At 36.6% G+C, this 23,773-nt stretch carries 22 protein-coding genes; 6 read left to right on the top strand and 16 right to left on the bottom strand.

The window, feature by feature from the left end; genetic code table 11:
• Positions 1 to 13: 13 nt before the first annotated feature.
• The 5 genes from ACFE0M_RS17865 (at position 14) to ACFE0M_RS17845 (ending at position 4,183) form a co-directional block, all read left to right on the top strand.
• The gene (locus ACFE0M_RS17865) at positions 14 to 931 is read left to right on the top strand and encodes an alpha/beta fold hydrolase (RefSeq protein WP_434547157.1); all 918 of its coding nucleotides are present in this window, start codon (positions 14 to 16) and stop codon (positions 929 to 931) included.
• A gap of 1 nt (position 932) precedes the next feature.
• Positions 933 to 1,934 carry a hypothetical protein gene (locus ACFE0M_RS17860; RefSeq protein WP_434547156.1) on the top strand — a complete coding sequence of 334 codons (1,002 nt, stop codon included), beginning with the start codon at positions 933 to 935 and terminating at the stop codon, positions 1,932 to 1,934.
• A gap of 190 nt (positions 1,935 to 2,124) precedes the next feature.
• Positions 2,125 to 2,604, top strand: a complete 480-nt coding sequence (locus ACFE0M_RS17855; protein WP_434547155.1) for a hypothetical protein — start codon at positions 2,125 to 2,127, stop codon at positions 2,602 to 2,604.
• 20 nt (positions 2,605 to 2,624) lie between these two features.
• The gene (locus tag ACFE0M_RS17850; protein ID WP_434547154.1) at positions 2,625 to 3,761 is read left to right on the top strand and encodes a sensor histidine kinase; all 1,137 of its coding nucleotides are present in this window, start codon (positions 2,625 to 2,627) and stop codon (positions 3,759 to 3,761) included.
• A complete protein-coding gene (locus ACFE0M_RS17845; RefSeq protein WP_434547153.1) occupies positions 3,758 to 4,183 on the top strand; it encodes a response regulator in 426 nt (141 codons plus the stop codon). The genes ACFE0M_RS17850 and ACFE0M_RS17845 overlap by 4 nt, the downstream gene beginning before the upstream one ends.
• Positions 4,184 to 4,249: 66 nt before the next feature.
• Here the strand turns inward: ACFE0M_RS17845 and ACFE0M_RS17840 are convergent, their stop codons facing one another.
• From ACFE0M_RS17840 to ACFE0M_RS17775, 14 genes are all read right to left on the bottom strand, one after another.
• The gene (locus ACFE0M_RS17840) at positions 4,250 to 4,411 is read right to left on the bottom strand and encodes an agmatine deiminase family protein (RefSeq protein ID WP_434547152.1); all 162 of its coding nucleotides are present in this window, start codon (positions 4,409 to 4,411) and stop codon (positions 4,250 to 4,252) included.
• A 110-nt stretch (positions 4,412 to 4,521) separates the two neighbouring features.
• Positions 4,522 to 5,706 carry a DUF1624 domain-containing protein gene (locus tag ACFE0M_RS17835; protein ID WP_434547151.1) on the bottom strand — a complete coding sequence of 395 codons (1,185 nt, stop codon included), beginning with the start codon at positions 5,704 to 5,706 and terminating at the stop codon, positions 4,522 to 4,524.
• Positions 5,703 to 7,007 (bottom strand): DUF418 domain-containing protein, encoded by a 1,305-nt coding sequence (locus ACFE0M_RS17830; RefSeq protein ID WP_434547150.1) that lies wholly within the window; start codon positions 7,005 to 7,007, stop codon positions 5,703 to 5,705. Before ACFE0M_RS17830 ends, ACFE0M_RS17835 begins: the two co-directional genes overlap by 4 nt.
• 29 nt (positions 7,008 to 7,036) lie before the next feature.
• Positions 7,037 to 8,452 (bottom strand): MBOAT family O-acyltransferase, encoded by a 1,416-nt coding sequence (locus tag ACFE0M_RS17825; RefSeq protein WP_434547149.1) that lies wholly within the window; start codon positions 8,450 to 8,452, stop codon positions 7,037 to 7,039.
• A 2-nt stretch (positions 8,453 to 8,454) separates the two neighbouring features.
• Positions 8,455 to 9,495, bottom strand: coding sequence for a hypothetical protein (locus ACFE0M_RS17820; protein WP_434547148.1), 1,041 nt, complete (start codon positions 9,493 to 9,495; stop codon positions 8,455 to 8,457).
• 154 nt (positions 9,496 to 9,649) lie between these two features.
• A complete protein-coding gene (locus tag ACFE0M_RS17815; RefSeq protein WP_434547147.1) occupies positions 9,650 to 10,369 on the bottom strand; it encodes a hypothetical protein in 720 nt (239 codons plus the stop codon).
• A 212-nt stretch (positions 10,370 to 10,581) separates the two neighbouring features.
• A complete protein-coding gene (locus ACFE0M_RS17810) occupies positions 10,582 to 11,916 on the bottom strand; it encodes a YfcC family protein (RefSeq protein ID WP_434547146.1) in 1,335 nt (444 codons plus the stop codon).
• Positions 11,917 to 12,060: 144 nt separating this feature from the next.
• Positions 12,061 to 12,708: a DinB family protein gene (locus tag ACFE0M_RS17805; protein ID WP_434547145.1), complete on the bottom strand. Its 648-nt coding sequence runs from the start codon at positions 12,706 to 12,708 to the stop codon at positions 12,061 to 12,063.
• 55 nt (positions 12,709 to 12,763) lie between these two features.
• Positions 12,764 to 14,083 carry an amidohydrolase gene (locus ACFE0M_RS17800; RefSeq protein ID WP_434547144.1) on the bottom strand — a complete coding sequence of 440 codons (1,320 nt, stop codon included), beginning with the start codon at positions 14,081 to 14,083 and terminating at the stop codon, positions 12,764 to 12,766.
• 44 nt (positions 14,084 to 14,127) lie between these two features.
• Complete coding sequence (locus ACFE0M_RS17795; RefSeq protein ID WP_434547143.1) at positions 14,128 to 14,583, bottom strand: VOC family protein; 456 nt, start codon at positions 14,581 to 14,583, stop codon at positions 14,128 to 14,130.
• A 155-nt stretch (positions 14,584 to 14,738) separates the two neighbouring features.
• Complete coding sequence (locus ACFE0M_RS17790) at positions 14,739 to 15,956, bottom strand: acyltransferase family protein (RefSeq protein WP_434547142.1); 1,218 nt, start codon at positions 15,954 to 15,956, stop codon at positions 14,739 to 14,741.
• A 131-nt stretch (positions 15,957 to 16,087) separates the two neighbouring features.
• The gene (locus ACFE0M_RS17785) at positions 16,088 to 16,831 is read right to left on the bottom strand and encodes a LytR/AlgR family response regulator transcription factor (RefSeq protein WP_434547141.1); all 744 of its coding nucleotides are present in this window, start codon (positions 16,829 to 16,831) and stop codon (positions 16,088 to 16,090) included.
• On the bottom strand, positions 16,832 to 18,988 hold the full coding sequence (locus tag ACFE0M_RS17780; RefSeq protein ID WP_434547140.1) for a tetratricopeptide repeat-containing sensor histidine kinase: 2,157 nt from the start codon (positions 18,986 to 18,988) through the stop codon (positions 16,832 to 16,834). It lies immediately after the preceding gene.
• 289 nt (positions 18,989 to 19,277) lie between these two features.
• Entirely contained in the window at positions 19,278 to 19,787 is a 510-nt protein-coding gene (locus ACFE0M_RS17775) for a hypothetical protein (protein WP_434547139.1), read from the bottom strand.
• 407 nt (positions 19,788 to 20,194) lie between these two features.
• Here ACFE0M_RS17775 and ACFE0M_RS17770 point away from each other — a divergent pair, with 407 nt between their 5' ends.
• Positions 20,195 to 20,545 carry a 4Fe-4S binding protein gene (locus ACFE0M_RS17770; protein ID WP_434547138.1) on the top strand — a complete coding sequence of 117 codons (351 nt, stop codon included), beginning with the start codon at positions 20,195 to 20,197 and terminating at the stop codon, positions 20,543 to 20,545.
• A 61-nt stretch (positions 20,546 to 20,606) separates the two neighbouring features.
• On the opposite strand, the gene ACFE0M_RS17765 is transcribed toward ACFE0M_RS17770, so the two are convergent.
• Positions 20,607 to 22,271, bottom strand: a complete 1,665-nt coding sequence (locus ACFE0M_RS17765; RefSeq protein WP_434547137.1) for an alpha-amylase family glycosyl hydrolase — start codon at positions 22,269 to 22,271, stop codon at positions 20,607 to 20,609.
• Positions 22,272 to 22,387: 116 nt separating this feature from the next.
• A complete protein-coding gene (locus tag ACFE0M_RS17760; protein ID WP_434547173.1) occupies positions 22,388 to 23,755 on the bottom strand; it encodes a transposase in 1,368 nt (455 codons plus the stop codon).
• Between the last annotated feature and the right edge of the window lie 18 nt (positions 23,756 to 23,773).

The raw sequence follows: 23,773 nt of genomic DNA, 5'->3' as shown, positions 1-23,773 counted from the left end.
TTTCAAGAAGACCATGAAGCTATCAAAAATTATTTTTCAGTTAATTCTCCTGGGTTTTTTGATCAGTCCGATTGCTTTTGCGCAAAGCAATACTTTTGTTTCAAATGGCGGAAAGCTTCATTATGAAATTTTCGGTAAAGGTGAACCAATCCTTATAATTAATGGAGGCCCTGGAATGAACAGTAATGGGTTTGGTGAATTGGCAATGGAGCTGGGTAAAAAGTATCAAGCTATTATTTATGATCAAAGAGGTACCGGAAAGTCCACTTTGGAAGAAATTAATAGCAATACTGTAACTATGGATTTAATGGTTAAAGATATTGAAGCCTTAAGAATACACCTTAAAATTGAAAAATGGACATTACTAGGGCATTCCTTTGGCGGGATATTAGGTTACTACTATGCCTCCAAACATCCTGAAAGAGTAAAGGCCATGATTCAATCTTCTTCAGGAGGCATGGACTTAGCCTTACTTTCTTTAATAGATATCCAAAGTAAGCTAACAGATATGGAATGGGATTCACTTCAATATTATGGAAACAAAATAAACGAAGGGGATACCTCCTATGGAACATTATTAAAGCGAGGAGAATTTATGGCTCCGGCTTATTTGTATAATAGAGAATTTATACCAGTTTTAGCCAAAAGAATGACCCAAGGAAATATGCAACTTAATGCTTTGGTTTGGTCTGATTTAAGAAGAATAAATTACGATACAAAAGAATCTTTGCAATCATTCGAACAACCCGTATTAATCCTTCATGGTAAAAATGATTTATTAGAATCTTCCGTAGCTGAAACAGCTCATAATGTTCTACCTAATTCTCAACTAGAATTGATGGACAAGTGCGCACATTATGGTTGGCTCGATAGGCCAGATGTTTATTTCGATTTGATTTATGATTTTATGGATTCAGTTAAAAATTTATAATATGAAGCTATTTTTTATTTTCTTGATGCTGTTTTCATCCTACATACCTACAAATATTCTCCAATGTGATTTCAAAAATATAGGCATTGGTATTAGGGGTTCAAAACAATTCAAGACAGAAGGTATAAATGTTGGAAATACTGATAAGGAGGCCAGTTTCTATGTCTCTTCTACAAAAGTGAGTTACCCTGAAAAATTGCTAGATGGGGATGAAATGAAATCATCCAATTCAGTTTCGGTTCTTGATTATGTTAAAATAATTGAAGGAAAAGAGGCGGAAGCCTATCATTTCTATGAAAATAACTGGGCGAAATTTCGAAGATATGCCTTAGCCAATGGATTCATTTCCGGTTTTAGGATGATGAGGGCTGAGGGTGATGAATATGATCTTATTTTGGAGACAATGTATGACAATAAGGAACAATTAAATGCAATTGAAGAACACTTTAAAGAATGGTTTAGCCAGAACCCAACTCCTGATTTATTGAATGATTTAAAACCAAATGCCTTTCGACAGAATGTAAAGAATGAAACGGTTTATAATTATGTAAATTTTTCAAAGGTTAATTCTCAAAATCAAAATTGCATTTCCGAAAATCATAGGGCCTTTGATTTTTGGTTAGGCGATTGGGAAGTGTATAATAAAAAGGGCCAGCATATTGGAAGCAATAGTATCGATTTGATTCAGAATAGTTGTGGCATTCAAGAAAACTGGGTTTCAAAAGATAGCGGAGCAGGTACTAGTTATAATTTTTATGATGCAAAAACACAGAAATGGTATCAAAGCTGGATTTCAAATTCAGGAAATGCATTATTGCTAAGTGGAGGATATCATGATGGTAAAATGGAAATGCAGTCACAGCTTATTGAAGGCAAAATAGATAGAATTAAATGGATTCCCCAAGAGGATAATAGTGTTCTTCAGATTTGGGAAATTTCCACTGACAAGGGAGAAACTTGGCAAGAAACTTTCTGGGGAAAGTACATAAAAAATGGGGGATGACCTGACTAGTGTTGAAAATTAGCTAATTTTTATCATTTTAATTATTGTGGCTTTATAATTATTAAATATCTCTTAATCAAGAATTCAGATCATAGAAAAGCCTAGGTTGCTGTAAAATATCCTATTATAATTATTAACTTTTTAATTCCAAGAATTAAAAAGTATATTTAGTTAAGCAACTTAAAGGGATATGGAACAAGTATTAGAATTTTTTAATGAGCTATTTTCGGCCGATGATTGGCCGGCTCGCTGGGTTTGTGGAGAATGGTCATCATTTCATGGGTGGTTATATATTACAAGTGATATTGCCATTTGGTTAGCTTATTTTGTGATTCCGGCTATCATTATTTTCTTTATTCAAAAAAGACATAATCTTCCATTTTTGCCTGTTTTTTGGTTATTCGGGGCATTCATTATATTATGTGGTAGTACACACCTAATTGATGCAATTATGTTTTATTGGCCAGGTTATAGGCTTAGTGCATTATTAAGAGTATTAACTGCACTTGTAAGTCTGGCTACAGCCTTTGTTTTAATTCGGGATTTACCAAAATTGATAGAAGCACGACCTGAAGACAAATTGAAAACTTATAAGCTTGAAAAGCAATTGAAAAATTATGAAGAAGAGATTAAAGCACTGAAACGACAGTTAAATGTCAAAGAGGAATAATGTTTTCTAGCCGTAAATCTATGATGCATTTTCAAAATGCTGGACTGATTTTCATTGCGGCCATGATTACTTCTGTCATTTTTATAATTGATTTAAAAACGGATAGTAGTGTGGCAGTGGCTAGCGTATATACTATAGTTATTTTATATAGTTGGCTTTTACCTGGGAAGTATGCGAGTATTTATACAGCTTTAATCTGCACATTTCTAACGATTCTATCTGTTGTAATATCAGACGAAATGGCTGTTAACCCCAGAGAATTATCCAATATGAATATGGTTATTTCTTTGGTAGTGATATGGATTACTGTAATGCTGGTGTTTATTGCTAGGAGTGGTTTTTCGAGGCTTGAAGGTATTAATAAAAAGCTATCAGATAGTTCTGATATATTACTGGATAAAGTTATTCAATTAGATACTCAGCAAGAGAAGTTATCATCTCAAAAAGTTCAACTTGAAAACCTGAATACTGAGTTAATGAATAAAAACAAGGAGCTTGAACGTTTTACAAGCATTGCAAGTCATGATTTGAGAGAGCCTCTTCGAACTATAGGTAATATGACTCAATTGATATCAAAGAAGTATTATTCACAATTTGATGATCAAGGGAAGAAAATTTTAGAATATGTTAATTCCGCCACTGATAGGATGACTATCATGATCAAAGGCTTACTAGAATTTAGTAGAATAGGTAATAAAAGAGAACTTCAGGAAATCGATTGTCAAGAACTGGTAGAGAATATTTCACTGGATTTCGCCTCTTTTTTAGAGGAAAATAATGGTGAGATTATTATAAGGAAATTACCAAAGGTGAAAGCTAATCCAGTTGAATTACGTATGCTTTTTCAGAATCTAATCAATAATGGGCTGAAATTTAGAAAACCGGAAGTATCGCCAGTGGTTGAGGTATCGGCAAAGGAAATTAACAATCACTTAGAGTTTTGCGTGAAAGATAATGGCATAGGGATAGCCGAGGAAGACTATAGTAAAATATTCTTAATCTTTCAACGTTTAAACCCCACGGAAGAATATGATGGAACAGGCTTAGGATTAGCCTATAGTCGTAAGATTGTAGAGCTATATGACGGAAAGATATGGATTAAATCAAAATTAGGAGTAGGTACCTCATTTTACTTTACCATTGAAAAAATCTTATGACTGATAAAATTGAAAAATTGAATTGCATTTTGCTCATTGACGATGATGAGGCAACAAACTTTTACCATAAAATCATATTGGAAGAAGAAGGAATAGATGTATATATACAATCCGTAAAATCAGCCAAAGAAGGTCTTGACTTTTTACTAAGCAAAGGTGTATATGAAGATTGTCCTAATCCAGGTATTATCTTTTTAGATCTTAATATGCCGGGCATGAGTGGTTGGGATTTTCTCGAAGAATATAATGTGCTATCCAAAGATATACATGATAGAGCTGTAGTAAGCATTCTTACCACTAGCGAAAATCCCGATGACAGGGAAAGGGCAGCCTCTATTCCTATTGTGAAAGATTTTGTACAAAAACCCTTAACACCGAAAGCCTTTTGGAAAGTAGCGAATGAAAATTTCATATTAAATTGAATGTATTTGATATCAAATATTGATCATGTTCATGAATAATCCTTCAATCATACTTTCTACAAGTAATTAATTCAATACCAACATAGGATGATGCATAGTGATGCAGTGCAATCCGCCACCGTCTATATTGACTGCTAAGGTGTCCAATATCACCACTTTTCTGTTAAGAAATAAGTTTTCTAGTATTTCTGTAGCTTTCTCATCCGCTACACTGATTTTCTCTGACATACTTGTTCGCCAGAACTTTTAACCAATGATGACCTTATTGGCGATGATAAAATTGAGATAAGGGTGTGCTTCATTTATTAAAGTTTTATCATTTAATAATACAGTTCAATTTACAAATAACTCAACCACCATTTATCTTTATTATTCGCTTTGTACTGCATGTAGCGTTTACAGAAAGGATAGAGTAGCAGCACGATTCCTATCCAAACTACATAGACTGTTAATAGCGAATATCCATAGGTAGCAAGCTTCCCTGCTCTAAAATTTTCTCCGCTCAGAATCATGTCTTGCCAGTTGCCGCCAAATAGCAAAACACCAATGATAGCAAAAATGTGAATCACGATCATGTGCAAGAAGTAATAGAAAAGCGGTACCCGTCCAAAAACCAAAAAGAAGTCTGTTAATTTATTCTTGCTATTTTCAAAAGCATATAAAAACAACATCGCAGGGCCTAGTGTGATCAATAAGTAGGATAAAGAAGGTGGATATTTTGTTACACTAAAGAATGACAGTATAGTTGTGGTGGTATCTGCTTGAACTGACCAAGGAATCAAATCACCATAAATATTACTCCCTCTTAAAATTAGAAAGGCTGCAAGTGCTCCTAATCCAAGGCTCAATAGCCATTTTTTCCGAAGTGGCGGATTATAATTTTTTTGATAAAAGGTGCCAAATAAATATCCAAGTGTCATCAAGCCAATCCAAGGCAGCAAAGGATATCCGATAGCAATCATCTGACCTGATTCTAAAACAAGTCTTGTTCTTTGATGCAGGGCATACCAAAGGATGGATTGCAAACTTTGGCCTTCCATTATAATACCGTCTAATGCATTATGGCCGATAATCAGAATAATTCCTACAGCCAGGATTACTTTTTTGGGTAGGAAAATAAGAAAAGATAAACAGATCATACTGATACCTATCGCCCAAATCACCTGTAAAATCACGAAGCTATAGGTTAAATCGAAAGTCCAGATCAGGGTATTCACCACTATCTCCAGGAAAATCAGCCAAAGACCACGCGTAAATAAGAATTTAAATAATTCTGGCTTTGCTTTTCTACTTCCATATAGAAAAGCAGAAGTACCTGCTAAAAAGACGAATATGGGAGCGCAAAAATGCGTAATGAAACGGGTGAAGAATAGGACAGGAGTGGTCGTTTCCAAATTGGTTGGATCATTGAAAAAAGACCCATAATAAAAATATACTCTTACATGGTCTAGAGCCATGATGACCATCACAACGCCTCTTAAGATGTCTATAGACTCTATTCTTTTGGATTTAATTAATGTCATGACTGTAGATCTTTTTTAATTCGATGTTTTTTCTGATAGCTCAAATTTCTCCAGATCCATTCCAGAGGTCCAAAATGGAAATATTTTAGCCAGATGGGGCTGATGATCAACTGAAAAATCCAGATGGCAAAAACGATATAGAGTAGCTCATGCCTTGAGAAGGTTCCGAATAAACCAAATCCGGCACCGGTGAATATAAAAAGGGCAAAAACAGAATGCATGACATAATTGGTTAAGGCCATCTTACCCACCGAAGACAGGGCACTTTTCAACCATTTAAGCACAGGAAGTTTGCAGAATAGCATGATCAATCCAACATGCCCTAATGCCGTTGGCACTCGTCCCAAATCATAAGTAATATTGGTTTTAGAGAAACTTAGCATTGAAAAATCCTGATGAACAATGTGCATGGTCTCATAGTAGTTGACACTTAAGCCTATCAAATAACCAATAACTACCATCATTGTGTAAAAGAGATAGGATTTTCCGGCAGACAGAATTTTCAATTTAAAAAGCGCTATGCCAATCAGCATCATACTCAGTACATCCCAAACATCCCAGCGATAAGGATCATGCTGATTATAATCCCGGTTGATAGGCGCCAGAAATGCGACTAGATCAAAATATCCTTTTCTCATACTGCTGTTGAATTTCGCGACAGCTTCAGGACTTCTTTTTGACTGGATTTGATCCCATTTGAGAGAAGCTTCTTTCAATTCGTCTGTGAGCGGTTTACCTTCAGCCTGATATTGATTTACTTGCTCCACATCAGCCATGAATTTTACATCCTTTTTATAATCTATATAACTCCATGCTGAGCCAAATGCCAGTAAAATAATAGAAGATAATATTAGTTTTTTTGGAGACATGTTGCGGAAAGAGTAAACCAAGAACCCCATGAGGGCATAGTTGTACAATATTTCACCTGTCCACAGTAAGATATAACCGTGGATCAAACCAAATATTAACAGCCATAGCAAGCGCCTAAAATAGATGTCTGCTGCTTTTATACCAGCACCCTTTTTTTCTAATCTATCCAATAAAATGTACATCCCTACACCAAATAATAAGGAAAATAAAGCCCTCATTGTCCCCTCAAAAAGCATATTGGTTACCATCCAGGTGTAGAGATCCCAGCCTCTTGAGCCACCAGCTACCGTAGGATCACTGTAAGCATTTGCTAAGCCCATCATATGAATGTTCATTAGCAAAATTCCGAACAGCACAATGCCGCGCATAATATCTAAAGAATGTATGCGGTCGGTGGGTTGAAGTGGAGTTAAGGAGGTTGCAGTAGTCATGATGATTCGTGTATGAGTTGATTCGTTAATTAAAATTGAAAGTAGATGAACTGTTCGCCACCACTTTGAGAGATAGCAATAAGGAAAAACATTAGCGCCCAGAAGACACCTAATATCCATGTAGGTGTTTTTAAGGATACAGCCTTCATTGAGGTATTTCGCATCACCCAATGGCAGCTAAACAGGATCAGGATAAGGCTAAAAACCTTTAAGACGTCAAATGTTGCCAATATTTTTTCACCGTCAGTATTCATGAATAGCATGGATCTAATGATATTTTTGGCGGTGTCAAATTCTCGTGCCCTGAAAAACACCCAGGTAAAATTTACCAGAATATAAGTGAGAAGCGCCAAGAGAATCCCATTGTAGGAGTTGATTTTCAGTTTTATTTTATTCCTTAAGACCCGTTCTATAATAAGGTAACAACCGTGCAAAGCGCCCCAAACCACAAAAGTCCAGGCTGCACCATGCCAAAGACCACCCAAAAGCATTGTAATCATCAGTGCAGAATACATTCTTACAATCCCATGTTTGTTGCCACCTAAAGGAATGTAGAGGTAATCTCTAAGCCAGGATGACAAGGTAATATGCCAACGTTTCCAAAAATCTGAAAACCCAATGGCTGCATAAGGATATCGAAAATTGTCAGGTAGTACAATGCCCAACATGAGCGCGATACCAATAGCGCAGGTAGAATAACCGGCAAAATCAAAAAATATCTGTCCGGAGAAAGCAAGTGTTCCTGCCCATGCATCTACGCTGTGCAAAATAGATTTGGAACCAAAAATATTGTCTGCAGTTTCTGACAAAAGTGTATCTGCTAACACAATCTTGAGAAATAAGCCTATTGTTAGTAAAAACAATCCCCAGAAAAACTGATTAAGGCTGGCTTTTTTCTCTTCATAAAACTGGGTGATCAAATCCTGCGCCCGAACGATTGGCCCAGCAACTAACTGAGGAAAGAAGGTTACATACAAGGCAAAATCCAAAAAGGTTTTAGCCCTTTCCGTACGTTTTAAATACATGTCAATAGTGTAAGACATCGTTTGGAACGTATAGAAGGAAATTCCCATTGGCAGAATGATGTCCATAGGTTGAGCTTGATACCCGTAACCATATGAATTAACGACATTGGTAAAATTATCGAGCAGGAAATCTCTGTATTTAAAGAATGCCAGAAAGCCAAGGTTTACGCCCATGCTCAATAGCAGCCATAATTTACGCTTGCCTTGGTTTTCCTCTGTAGAAAGTTTGTTTCCTGCAACCCAATCCACCACAGTAGAGATCCATAAGAGGATGACCAGAGGAGGGTTCCATAATCCATAGAATATATAACTTGAGAAAAGCAAGATACGCTTTCGGTTAGTCCAACTGAATACTCCTGAATAATAAAGTGCTAAGACGATTATCAAGAATACAACGAAACTCAAGGAATTGAATAACATGCTTAGTTGGTTTTAGTGTTGGATATTATACCATCGGCCTTCATTATTTTTACTAATTCAGCAGTAAAATATCTAGCGTCCGGAGCTGATAAATGGGACCATTCCGGACATGTTAAATCCTTAAGTGGTTCGTAGTCCATGTAGTGATAGGCTTTTGCTTGAGACTTCTCGACAAGATATTCCCAAAATTCAGTTCGCGGCAGAAACTGATCTTCTCCCTCTTTTAACCAGCCGCTTGAAGGACATCTCAATAGGATAAGCTGACCACCACGTTTCATAAATTTTTCGGCATCAGCCAGAAAAAAGCTGGTAGTAGCTTCTTTATCCGGCAGGTTTTTATTGCTCTCAATAAAAAATTTCCATGCTTTTTGAACAGTACCGGCAAAAGCAGTATCAGTTGCTGTTCGCTCACTCATTGGATTATTCCGGTCCTCATCGATGTAAGCAAAGGCATAGAAAGGTGGAAATGGTGGTTTACCGGTTCTATTGCCCAGGTCTATCGTATTGAGCAAAGACTTTAAATCAATATCATCTGTCCAACCTTCTTCACTTGTGGATACCATGACTAAGTTTTTTTGAAGAGGTAATGACAGCCAGTGGTTTAGTAGCTGGGCGTAAGTTCTGTCATTATAATAGTCTATGCGGGACTGAGACCGTTTCCAGGGGCTAGCTTCAGGGATGGTTGTAGAAAAAAATAAACCAGGTGTAACGCCTACAACGACAGTCCCTTTAAAATCGGTGTTATGTACAATATCATGAAAAACTGGAATTGGAGAAGCTCCTGCATTGGCTAATTGTATGGGTTTTATGCCTGTTTCCTGTTTCCATTCATTCAGGTCAATATCAAATAATACGCGAGAGGAGCCCGTCAGTATTACATCATTTTCAGAGGCAGTTTCTACTTTAGCACGTTGTATAGCCCACAGGTTTTTGTCGTCATCCAGATCAGGAATTTTGCCTTGTGCTCTCCAATATAACTCCCACGCCAATAGGCATGTGACACTAATGGTTAAGGCAATAATGAATGATTGCTTTAAGTTCATTTTTTTCCTAAAGTTAAATTAGTCTGGTAAAAATTATCAAAGGACTCAACACATTTTCTTATAAAAATATGAGATCAGCATTTGCTGAGAAACCCTTGATATTGGAAATAGAAAAAGGGGTTGATTCGCATCAACACCCTCTTAACCTGCTAACCTAATTACTTAATTCTGACTCTAGTGTGTATGTATATGACCAAGTATTCCATACAGTTGAATACCATTTTTTCACCATTTCATCAGATTTTTCTTGACCTACGGCATCTGTGTAGATTTTCCGAGGACTATCTCGTGAAATATCCAAGTCTGCATACTTTTTAAAAGGCATTGATACAAAATAGTCTGCTGTTCTTGGTCCTCCTAATTGAGAGTCATACCACATACCTCGCGGTGTACCTTCTTTATCTTTGATAGCTTTACCAACTTCGTTTATAACTTCTTCGAAGATATTGCCATTACTTACATTGTAAAAAGTTACTCTTACATATTTAGCGTCATCGGGAAATGTTCTACTAATATCAGGCATTCTTTGGGCAACAGAGTTGTCTGCTTTTTCAATATGGGGTATAATCAAGTTTAGCGCAGTCACATAGCAGGCTTTTCCTTTTTCATCCACTTTATCCATTTCTGCCCAATTAGGCATATTTCCAGTCATAACATATACAGTTCCTTCTCCCTGGTCTCTTTGCCACATATTCCAATTATTTTCTCCTTCATTTTCCAGGTAGCACTCTTTCCATTTTTTTACACCTTCTCTGAATTGTGCATTATGTCCTGGTTTGATAGTAAATTCAGTCATATTTAATAGTGTCCCTTTATTCTCCTGGGCAACTAGCATATTGCTGCTTATAATGGCAACAATAAATGTGGTGAGCATAATTTTAATTGTTTTCATAACATTTTTAGTTTAGTTAATTAATGATTGTGATTTATACTATCTAATTAACTGATATTCAATATGTAATAAAACCGATCAAGGACGAAGCCCCTGATTTACTGTCCGAAGGTGCTGGTTTTCTGTCCGAAGGAAAATTTAGTCGTAACTGGAATTAGGACCTATCTATGCTACTTCTTGCCTTGTTATCAGCTTTATTCATATCCGATTTGTACCGCTATTAAAATTGCAAGAGCAGCAATTCCCAAGATTAAAAAGGTAGGTTTTATGATAAACTTTACCCAATGATTGTATTTAATTCCTGCAAGGGCTAATACAGCCATTAAAGCACCATTTGTGGGTACAATTAAATCCAGTGTGATAGCTCCGTACTGATAAGCAAGAACGCATACTTGTCGTGAAAGGCCAATCAAATCAGCCAGGGGTGTTAAAATTGGCATCGTTAAAATAGCCTGTCCTGAGTAGCTTGGTATTGGAAAATGAAGAATGGCTTGCGATACCATCATAAGAACAGCAGAAATGGAAGGTGAAATATTCTTTAAAGGAGAAAAAAGTCCGTACACAATAGTGTCAACAATGAATCCCTCACTCAAAATAATTGAAATACTATTTGCAAGACCAATAATTATACAAGCAAAAACCATTTCTTTAAAACCATTAACATATAGCTCAGTAGTCTTATTGAAACCAAAATTTGCAATTAATCCACATATTAAACCTAAAGCAAAAAAGCAGGCAGACATTTCAATAAAACCCCAGTTAAGCACTATCAATCCATAGGTAACGATAGCAAATGTAAGCGCAAGTAATGCCAAAATTATTTTGTTTCTGGTCGTTAGTCCTGTTATCTCTAGTTCCAGTTTAACTTTTTCCACACGATTTTTCCTCGCATAGTAAAGGACGATTAAGGTCCAAACTATAGCGGCAATAAGCAGAAATACAAATCTGTAGGCTGTGCCTGATAGTAATTCGAGTTCGGCTTCTTTCTGAGCAATTACCACTCCAAAGGGATTTAAAGGGCTGAAGGCAGCACCAACAACTGCTGATCCATAGCTTGCTGTTACAATTGTTGATGAATTGTAGCCAAGGGTCCGTCCAAATAATAGTAAAATAGGGGTCAAGGCTATAATTTCTTCTTGTAATCCAATGGTAAATCCGGCAGTTAAGAACAATAAGATGATAATTGCTAATGCAAATAGCTCTTTTCCTTTCAGCAATGTGATGAGTTGATTCAACCCCTGATTAAGTGCTCCCGTCTTTTCAATTAAGTAGAAACATCCACCGAGCAATAGAATTAATGTGATTAAATCAGCTCGTCCCGCAATACCCTTGGGTATGGCAAGGAGCGCACTGAAAGCTGAGAGATGTGGTGCTTCTTTTTGTTCATATGAATTGGGTACCACATTGTTTCGATTATTTACAATATCAAATTCTCGCTGATAGTTTCCCTTAGGAATGATAAAAGTTAATACCCATGCAAAAAGTATTGCAGAAAGTATGATGACGAATGCGTTCGGGAATTTATTCATATAGTTTTAATTGCTGGCGAGAAGCAAGAATGAGTGTGCCCCCAGTCGCAAAAACAATTGATGTTGCTGTTTCTCATTGTCAAATCAAAAAGTTTAGTTCGCCTATTTATTTGCAGTTGAATAAGACACTATTCTTCTCTGCAACTATGCTTGAAATCTTTGAATTATAAACTTCATTTGTCCGCGATGATTCGATTCATGTTCGCAAACATGAAACCACTTGCAATAATTGTTAGTTGGTTCATTATTGAAAAATGGTTCGGATTTCATTATCCATTCATCATCTCTTTTTGCAAATTCCTTTTTTGTTACTTCTCTAACTTCTTTAAGCTTTGATAAATAATAATCAATATCATTTCCTATTATTTGTTTACGTCCTTCTTCTCCAAGGCCGCTTGGCACATCCCATTCTTTTTTTATTTCCTCACTCCAGGTGCCCCATTCCATTTCTTCAAAAGTGTTTAACTGATAATATTTTTCAGTGGCAGCAAGATGTAGAAGCATAGCGCCAATGGAATTTGATTGATCATCTATTTGAAAATCTAATTGTTCAATAGATAAGTCTTTCACAGTAGCAATTACCCATTCACGCATCATGGTCATGGTAGAAAGTAGCGTCCCAATTTGAGGAGAATAACCTTTTTGAGGTCCAATTAAGTAAATGCTTTCTGCAGATTGAGTTGAACTGGGTTGAGAAAAACTCATCAGTGGTGTTGAGACGAGTCCTGCAGTTAGAAGAGTAGATACTTTAATGAATTTTCTTCTGCCAATATTTTTTTCTTCGTTTTTCATATTCTTAATTTTAGGTTGCATAGATATTTTTGCTAAATATTGTTTTATTTTACTTCTACTTTCCCATTTCCATATAATCCACTACCAAATTGACCATTGCATTAATGCCAGTAACAAAGCCGCTTTCATCAAGAAAAAATTCAGGGGTATGATGGGGAGCAGAAGCTTCCGGATCCGTACCTTTTGGTAAGCCGCCAATGTTAAAATACAGGCCTGGTACTTCGTTGGCGAAAAATGAAAAATCCTCTGCTCCAGTCTCTGCTGGCACCAAAATAACATTTGATTCACCCGCTGCTTTCTTTAAAGTAGGGAGCATTTTGGCAGTTAGTTCTACGTTATTGAAGGTAACAGGGTAATGTGATGAATAGGGTAGCTCAATTATGGCTTCAGCACCATTTGCTTCTGCAGTTTTGGTCACTATTTGACGTATGCGTTCAAATATGAGTTTCTCGTCAGATTCACTTAAAGTGCGTACTGTACCAAGCATCTCTACTTGCTCAGGAATGATATTGGAACGATTTCCACCATGGATTGCACCGATAGTAACAACCGCTGCATTTCTGGTGATATTTACATTTCGACTGATGATAGTTTGAAGATTATTAATGATTTGGGCCGATGTGACCACGGGATCCACAGATGCCCAGGGTTCAGCACCATGTGAAGATTTTCCTTTTACCGTTATCTTCATATCAGCCACTCCAGCAAACATGCCTCCTGGACGGTAGGTGATTGTTCCTGCCTCAACTTGGGCAATAACATGCAATCCAAAAATAACATCCACTTTTGGGTTGTCTAATGCTCCTTCTTTTACCATGAGTTCGGCACCGCCTTCTTCTCCCTTAGGAGCACCTTCTTCGGCAGGTTGAAAAATAAATTTTACGGTTCCCTTTAGCTCATTTTTCATGCCTGTTAAAATTTCAGCAACTCCCATTAGAATTGCTACATGCGCATCGTGACCACAAGCATGCATCACTCCGGTTTCATTGCCGTCATATATGGTTTTCACTTTAGAAGCAAAAGGAACAGGGGTCCGCTCTGTTACTGGTAATGCATCCATATCTGCTCGTAAAGCTACAACTGGACCTGGAAAATTACCTTTTAGAATACCAATGACGCCAGTAATGCCAACCTCTGTTTTTACCTCCATGCCCAAAGACTCTAAATGTTTGGCAACCATAGCTGCCGTTCGAAATTCCCGATTACCCAATTCGGGATTTTGATGAATATCCCTTCGCCAGTCTATCACCTTCTGTTCTATTTTGTCGGCTTTTTTGGCAATGAGTTCACTATAATTGCTTTTTTGGGCAAGCAGTTGGCCGCTACAAAGGCTTATCAGTGTGATAAGTGCTATTGCTGTATTTTTGATGTTCATTGTTAATCGTAATGTTTATATGTAAGGATTTTTTGGTTATTTAATTATTGATTGATGCTATTCACTTCTATCCAATAGCCATCCGGGTCTTGCAAGAAAACTTGTTCTATTCCATCAGGTCTTACATTAATTTTATTTTTGTTTCCAGGGAAATCTGAGTATTCAATATTCATTGCTTTCAGGTTCTTAACAAATTCATCAAAATTGGCAGTTGAAAAAGCAAGATGGATGGCCTTATTGGTCTTAATTTCATCTTTTAAAAGTGAGATTAGGTGTAATTCTTTTCCATCGCCCATTGAAATCCATTTTACGTCTTTTGCCTCCGGGGGTAAGGGAATGATTTCTAAATTAAGAACGTCTGTGTAAAATGTAGCGGATACATTTACATCTTTAACTGAGAGTGCAGTATGATTAAAGGAAAGAGTATAATCCTTCTTTTCTTGACCAAAGGCAACATTTGAAATCTGAAGGAAAATCAGAATAATTAGTGCTTTTTTCATGAGTTAATTTTGGTTTATGGGTCTTGTTTTATTTTCGTATAGCAAGTGGCTGATGATAATGAAGCTGTTATATTATGTTTATGATGCAATGTTCCTTTGCTCTGATCTTATATTATTCACAGTTTCTTAAAAGCTGAAACCTTCATATAGTAGCCTCAATTGTCATCAGTTACTAAAGTCATATTGGGCATCACCGGCTTTTCCAAAGGCTTTATATCACCAAGTTTCCTGGAATACTTCCTTCCGTTCAGAAACTCTCCAACAAAAGTGCTTCTTACGAGAAAGTGATAGGTGAAAAAGCAAATAAAGGTGGTAGCGGAAGCAACTATGGCGAATTTGAGCAAGGCAGGAATTGCCCAGCCTGCCAATAGTCCTGGCAAAAATGCAGTTAAAGGTAAGTGGAGTAAATATACCCAATAGGCTGAATCCGAAATGTAGCGCCCTATTGCCGAGTGCTTACTGAAATATCTCAAAAACAAACCTGTGAAACCAAAAATAAAGAGCCAACAAGTCACCGATCTGATCCCTGCTGTTAGGGCATTGGAGAATTCTGTCCTATCCGCTAAAAAATAGAGGGTAAAGATTCCCAGACTTAGGAACGTAAACAGCCTATCATACTGCATGAAAGATGATAACAAATGCTTTGATTTAAAGAGTATCCAGCCAGTTAAATAGAAGAAGAAGTAAAAGCTAAAAGTACCACTATCAGGCACAAAACTCAAAGAGGTGGCCACCCAGTAAGAATCCATGGCGATCAATATCAAAAAAGTGATGAGTGAAAAGAAAACTAGCTTCAAGAGCGGTTTTCTGATAATTTTCTCGAAAACCATCTTAATAATGTTAGTAACTGAGGGTAGGTTTTGAAATAGCTTTCCCAATCCAAATGAAGCAACAGAAAACATAATCAGGTAATATAAAAACCAAAGATGCATAGTGCGTTGTGGGATCAGATTAAATGGGTTTTCGAAAAAACTAGAGAAGGTATAATTATAAGTAAGACCGAAGATCTGTTGTGAGTAAGAAAAACCTAGCATTACCAATGGCCACAGTAAGAAGACAAAAAGGATAAATGGGAATACTATTCGTTTCACCCTATTTATGATCATTTTATTGGGTGATCGCTCATAAAATAATAATGCAGCAAAAAAACCAGCCACCAACATGAAAATAGGCATTCTGAAATTATGAATAGTATAGCCCAACCATTTAAGCAATTCGTTCCCTGACTCTGGATCTTTTAAAGGCCAACCAGGACCGGGTTCTCCACCACTATAAGTATTGGCAGTGTGTAAAACGATCCCCAGTATCATCATAATGGCTCTGAGTGAATCCAGAGAATGAAGTCTTTCTGTTTTTTGATTTACAGCTGTCATATTGATAGTGGATTAGTTTAAATGCTTAGTAAACATTTGCTAATCAACTGACTATCAAATTGAAATCAAATCGATCAAGGACGAATGCCCTGATTTACTGTCCGAAGGTGCTGGTTTTCTGTCCGAAGGAATTAAATAGCTTGTATACGCTTCAGCAATTCTTCCCTTTGCGCTTTTGTAACGGGAAGAGCTTTGTTTCCAATCACTACATGAGTTGCAGCTATCTCTTTAATTTGAGATAGATTGATAATGTACGAACGGTGAGTTCTTAGAAAATGCTTAGCGGGGAGTTTTTCATCCATTTCTTTAAGAGACATGACCACTAAATACTCTTTGCTATTGGAAAATATTCGACAATAATTCCGTTCCGCTTCAATGTAGAGGATGTCTTTGATATCTACCTTTACCATTGAATTTAAATGTCTTACAAAAATGCAGTCGCTTAATATGAAAGAACTGTTATTTTGAGCTTCAGTATCAGTATTATTTCTGATTTTTGAATCAAGTTGGTTGATTGTTAATTCAATTGTACGTTGCAAATCTAGTTTTTTGAAAGGCTTTGATATGAAACCGTAGGGTTTTGTTTCTTTAGCTCGATTAAAATGGGCCTCATCTGTATTGGCCGTCAAATAAATAATCGGAATATTATGTTTTTTTTGCATTTCTAGAGCAGTTTCTATACCATCTAGCTCTCCTTTTAGATTTATATCCAGAAGTATTATGTCAGGAGTATTTTCATCTATATGCTGAAGTGCTTCCTCTCCTCTAGGAATGATACCAGTAACCTCGTACCCTAATTCATTTAATTGTAAGGAGATATTGGCTCCAATAAGCATTTCATCTTCCACAATTAATATTTTAAATTTCTCGCTCATTTACGCACTTTTCTTTAGGAGGAAATCAAATTCAATATGGGTACCTTGATCGTTATGCTCTTGCATTTTCCCATTAAGCTGTTCGGTTAATAATTTCACTAATTGCGAACCGAAGCCAGTACCTTGGAGGGCTATACCTAAGACTTTGCCCACTCCGTTGTCTTTTACTTTCAATTTTAAATTGTCCTCATTTTTTTCTAAACTGATGTAAATGGTGCCTTGTTCATTTTTAGGGAAAGCGTATTTTAAAGCATTGGTCAACAGCTCGTTTACAATAAGCCCAATGGGAACAGCTGTATCCACATCTAGCTCTAAGTTTTCCATGGCACACTCGATCTTCACTTTTTCCTCTGCATTAAAGGTGTCCAAAATACCTTCACTAAGATTTAGAAAGTAATCCTTCATTTCTATACTTCCTAGATTTGTTCCCTGATATAATTTTTGATGAATAATGCCCATAGATTGAACCCGATTTTGACTGGCCATCATGGCCTCTTTAGTGGCAGGGTCATCTATCTGAGCAGACTGTAATGAAATTAAACTTTTGACCAGTTCCAGATTGTTTTTTACGCGATGATGTATTTCTTTGAGCAGCAGTTCGTTTTCAGCATTACGTTTATCAAGCAATATATTTTTATCTGCCAACTCTCCATTTAATGCTTCTAGTTTCTGGTTACTTTTTTGTTTAAGCCTAAAATTGCGGTACAGTAATCCGATTAATAATGCACCAATAATTATCGTGCATATGTAGATGGTTTGCTTTTGCTGATTAGCTGCGAGCTCTTTATCTTGATTTAGCACATTCAGCTGCAGTTCACTTTCACGAAGGCTTCTTTTGTTTCGTTCTACTTCTATGACATTGTTAGCCTCAGAATACTCAATGTAGTGTTCCAACGCTTTTTTGAAATCGCCCATTAGCTCATATAGACCGTATAATTTCCAAATAAAATAGGCCGTATTTGATTTTGTATTGATTTCTATGGAGGAATTCCTCGCTTGTTCATAATAGCTTATGGCTTCGTCATATCTTCCTTCTGCCTTGGCAATATCTCCTAAACGGGAATGCGCAAATTGATAAACATCAATAGTACGTAAATTATTCTCCTGCATCAATTTGATGGTTTTATATAAGTATGGTTTGGCCTGTTCGTATTTTTCCTTATCGATAAGGTTGCTGCCCATGGCATAGTAATACCAGCTATGATGAAAGGGATTAGTGATCTGAGGTAATAGCTCTTCTATTTTATACAAATAATAGTTGCTTGAATCAGGTTTTAAAATATCTTCGAAATGGTATGATAAAAGTTTATAGCTCAGGATTAGCGCCTCATTTTTCCCCGGATAATCTGATTTTTCATAACCCATCATACTCTCCTTTAAATATTGAACTCCAAATTCTTCTTCTTCGGGTAAACCATATTGATAATAAAATCTGCCCTTATTATTCAATACCTTAAGCTGAATTTCAGGTCGGGGGTCATCTTTGAGTAAATCCATAGCTTTTTCAAAAAGCTCAAGTCCAGGTTTTGGTTCTCCTCTTATAATCTTTATCAAAGCCCAATTGATCAATAAGTCATACCCTAAGACCTTGTCTTTCTTATTTTCCAGGATTTTCTCGTAATAAGACCAACCGATAGGTGCCAGCGAATCCACCACAATAAAATTATGGGATCTGTTGGCTCTATCCGTTATATCAAGATAAAGCTCAGCCAAACGTTTATATTGTAATGGCTGGCTGTTTTGGAGTAGGAGAGCAGCCATGTCAAAATAAAATACAGTACTGTCGCGGTTAAAATGGGGCATTTCTTTAAACCATAGGGCCTTATCCTGATAGGCTCTACTCAAAGCAGAAACTTGATCTGATGAAAGATTTTGGTTAATAATAGTCTTCTTTAATTGCTGTAAACTTTCAATCTTTTTTTGATGAAGAGGCTCATCTCGATCTAATAATTCAATACCCTTATTGATATAATAAAGAGAACTATCTTTATTATAATGATCCATGCTTCCATACCATAAAGCTTTTTGTGAATTCTTGTTACTTTTTTCAAGGGCATCTGTTGCACTATCTTTTATCTCCACACTTTGTGAATATATGTTGACATGCAAAAGCAAAGTAGTACCCCATATGAAAGAATTAATATAGCCCTTGATCATCACTTTGCTTGTTAAATTGATGGGGAGAGTCTTTTATTTTAAGTAAATTTAAATATATAATATTTTCTTAGAAAAATACATTTAAATTCTATATAAATTGCATATAAAGCATATAAAATTCAGTATTTTAATTAAATCATTAACTTCAAGTTTGTGGCTTCTTGTTTCTATAATTGCAACACAAGTTTATATCTACTTCAATTAAATCTACATAGTGGCTATTTGGGCTATTTCTAAAGAATTTTTAACATTGTCTGGCGATTAATTCTTAATAGAATGATGGGCAATATTAGTGGTCCTTTAAAAAGTTCTGTACTAAGGGGTTCTGTTCAGATTCCATTTGAGCTGTCCAACTATCGATATACCATCTGTCATTTTCATAATGAAGTTGAATGCTATTCAGCCCTCTAATATCTGAAGGGATTTCTGGATCAGTCCTGATTTCAAAAGCGCTCCATACCTGAGCTATATTACCATATTTGCTAACTATTCGTTTTAGTTCATGTTCATAAAAGTCTTCTCTTGGCTTAAGACCCATGGGAATGTATTCAACTTCAAGTGAATGAAAGTCTGCTTTGCCATTATCATCCAATCTTATGATTACGGCCTTGACTGAATGCAGAAATTTATCTCTTTCAAATTGCCAAGGATCATCACTAGAGCCAGAAATAACCTCATAATAAGCATTAATAATAGCGTCTATTGATTTTACATCTTTTCCATATTGTTCATCAAGTGTTTGACTCAAAACTTTAGTGCTAAACATGAGGCTAGCTAGTATAAATATTAAGCTCTTCATTTTCAAAATTTAAGAGTTATTATGACAGTTTTATTTATATTTCATGGATACTAAACAAAGTAAATCTTTGTACAATTGACTTTGATTCTGATAAAAAAAAGCTCTTTAATGCATTTGTACAAAAAAGGCTAGTATGTTTGGTCTTTACTATTAATTAAGCAAAGGATAATTATAGTGAAATATATTTATTAAAACTATTCCAAGATTTTATTATCATAAATATATCTCTGTCACAAAGAATGAAGAGGTGTTTTAGTCAAATAGAAATTATGAATTCAATATAGAACTTATTTAAATAAGTATATTCTCTAATTTATTTCTGTTAAACTATTGTCCGTTCAAACTTATTCTTTGTAATTTTGTTGTTATACTAACTAAATTAGCGAAAAGCTTAAATTTTTTCAGTTATGGCAATAATGATCACAGACGAATGTATTAACTGCGGTGCTTGCGAACCAGAGTGCCCTAATACAGCAATATATGAAGGTGGAGTAGAATGGAATTGGGCAGGAGGGACTTCCCTTTCTGGAAAAGCCAAATTAATAGACGGAACAGAAGTGGATGCAGAAGAAATGCAAGAGCCCGTTTCTGATGAATTCTATTATATCGTAACCGGAAAATGTACGGAATGTACTGGTTTCCATGAAGAGCCGCAATGTGCCGCAGTTTGTCCGGTGGATTGCTGCGTGGATGACCCCGACAATGAAGAATCAGATGGGGAGTTAATGGCCAAAAAAGAATGGATGCATCAGGAGTAAAAACTTTCTGATTTTAAAATATTTAAACCCGCAAGATTCAAGATCTAGCGGGTTTTATTTTTTATACCCCTTCTAAAAGCAATATCCTACTATCTTTTTCGAATATTAATTTCCCGTCTTTAACAGTTGCAGTTTCGCCAGTATAGAAGTTCTTTACTTCTCGATTTTCATCAAAAACGTTTTCAACGGCTACTTCTTTGATGTCTCCATTCATTACCACCATCACCTTATCTTCATACTCATTTTGCTTTAATGTTCTGCTAAAGGTGTAAGGTGCATCTGATAATTTTTGATGTGTGCCTGCTCCGATAGAAGGATGGTTTTTTCTAAACTGTCCCAATTTTTGCCAATGATTATGGATTTCCTTTATGCTGTAGCCATCTCTTTTGGCATCCGCTTCTAGTTCATCCCAGTTCATTAAGGAGCGTAATTTGGCATCACCCTCTGCATCAGCATTAAGCAGACGAGCCGTTTCATCTCCATAATAAATTTGTGCAGCTCCTGGCGTAAGCATTAAATAATTAGCTGTATTAAAAACATTGGTTCTATCCGCATCAAAAGGATTGCCATCATCGTGGGAAGAAAGGTAATTTAAAACTGATTTGTTTTTCAATTCTCCTTCATTTAATAGGCTGTCATAAGTGGCAAATACCTGATCTGGATGTTTGTCTTTCAGCTCCCATTTCAAAGAGAAATTGATCATACTATGAAAGCCTTCATCAAAGAAATTGACCGCAGTATCACCATCATAAGTATAATTTAAGCCATCATAAATAGAGTAATTATAAATTTCTCCCACCATATAGAAATCTAAATCATCTAGTTTTTCTTCAGGATTTTCATTTTTCCAATCTCTTAAAGCTTTTAAAGCTTCTGCATATAATTCTCCCCATATTCCGGCTTCCGTATGCTTTACAGTATCTACTCTAAATCCATCCACTCCAAATTCTCTGATGTAATCGGTAATCCATTTTATCAAGTAGTATTTTGGTGCTCTTGGGTAACCAGTGCGTTCAAAGAATTCGTCTAATTCAGCTAATTCTTTTTCCAGTCTGCCTTCTTTTTCCCATTTGTCTAATAAATGCTGAGGAAGCTCCAATTCTTCTTCAGATTCAGTTAAAATATCGGGCAGATTGTCCACCAAAGTACATTTAACCGTACTTTCCCAATCTTGGTAGGTGCAATTCGGGCCAGTTCTCACCCAGCCATCCCAAAGTGGATCTTGATCCGTAACAGGGCCTGTATGGTTCATAACTACATCTAAAAGAATTCTGATTCCATTTTCATGTGCGGTTTTCACTAATTCGGCTAGATCCTCCATACTTCCAAAGTTCGGGTCTAAAGCGGTCCAGTCCTTGGTCCAATAGCCATGAAAACCATAAGTTTTTCCTGTGCCTTCATCTACTGAACCATGAATTTGTTCTACCAATGGATTAACCCAGATAGCATTAACCCCTAAATCATTAAAATAGCCATCCTTTATTTTTTGAGTGATGCCTTTAATGTCTCCACCCATAAAGCTCCTTAATGTAGCACCATCTTGTGTTCTTCCAAAATTATAGTCATTATCAGGATTGCCATTATTAAAGCGATCAGCTAAAAGGAAGTAAACGGTGGCATTCTCCCACATAAAAGGAGCTTCTTTTTTAGTGGTTGTTTTTTGTTCCTTTGGTGAGTTGCAAGCAAAAATTAAAAATATAAAAAGTAGTAATGATGTGGTTTTCATTGTTATAGTAATTTAATAAAAAAATCGAAGGATTGAAATTGCTAATAAAAATTGATTTTGGCAATTATTATGGTACTTTGATTAATTGAAACTTTGTTTCAATTGCTTGAGTTTGGCTATTTACGACTGTACATTAGAGCGCTTAGGGCGGGATTGGGTCTAATTTTACGACTTTGCATATTTAGCTGAAGATTCACGAAGTCGGAGAAATTGATTTCTGCGCTTTTAGCGCACATTTGTGAACGGCAATTATTTATAATGTCCCCTGTGGTTTTTTTGGTTTTGGCTTTGACGGGATACCATTTAGCCCTTGGTAAACTTAAATTTTCCATTGCCTTGCTGGCATGGTAGTCTGCCAATTGGATCATGGAATAAACGGCCGTTACAAAAGCCGGTACTTTTTCCACTGCCGTGGAGTTCCTCACCTGTGCCTGGCCGCAACCAAGCAGTGTTTTCTCTTCTCTAAAGTTCACCTCGATACCCCACCGCCATAGATAGGCCTGCAACAGTTCCCCAATATCCAAAAAGGGATCGGTGCATATTAAATAGGCAGGTTGGCGGTAGAGCATTTTAGAGTTTTTGGTCAGGCGATAGCCCAAGGGACGTATGACCACTAATTGGAGATTTTTAGTACTTGATTTTCTCCACCTGATATCTTTGACCACTTTAACATTAAAACAATGTATTTTTCCGGTGGCAAATGCCCTGACCTCTTGCCAGAGATATTCTTTTGATTGACGTATTTCTTCAGGGGTTGGAAGCGGTTGGCCGTAGACCCTGTTTCTGCCAGCCCCTTTATTTAATTCCGGTAGTTTGTTGAGTTTGGCGTCTTTTCTGATCCTGCCAATCAGTGTTGTTCTTTCCGGTAAGCCCTTCAAGACAGTTTCATTTGAATAACTGCCGTCAACGCTCATGATTAATGGTCTGTCTTGGGCTCCTTCTCTGTCCAGATTTTCCCTGAGCAAGGCAATCCTCTTGCTGCCTTGCACACTAAGCTTTGCTATTTTTTGCTTCTCCTTATATTCTTTCCATGCTGGATCAGCATCTTTCTTCTTGGGTTTTTGAACAGTGGGGGAATGAAAAAAATCAACGGGTATGCTTCTGTTGGCACAGGGCATAGAGCCTTCAGGAAGAGAAAGGGATATCTGGATAAATCGCTGCGCCCAGATAAAGTTGGTATGGAACGGAGGCCCCAAAGGGTCCCGCTTCCAAGAAGTACCCGCTACCTTCTTTCCTGTTTTCTTGAGAAGGGTATCGTCCATGTGAGCGTAAATAGGGGTGTTGCCACTGTTGGGCTGATAGTCCAACACTTTCTTTCTAACCACTTCAAAAATTTTGGATAACTCCATTCTCTGTTCGTAGAAAAGCCTGTATTCCGCACTCCAATCCTCAAAAATCTTACCACAGGAAGTCAATAGCCCTGACACGGTCCTCCTGCCAAGGCAATTGATCAGGCCGACCGCTAAATCTTTGACCCTGAGCATGGTTCTGTTCTGTTTAAA

The organism is Marivirga sp., assembly GCF_051117495.1.
Classification (GTDB): domain Bacteria; phylum Bacteroidota; class Bacteroidia; order Cytophagales; family Cyclobacteriaceae; genus Marivirga.
The sequence above is the reverse complement of the archived record's forward strand: the minus strand, read 5'-3'. Positions and strand labels throughout refer to the sequence as shown.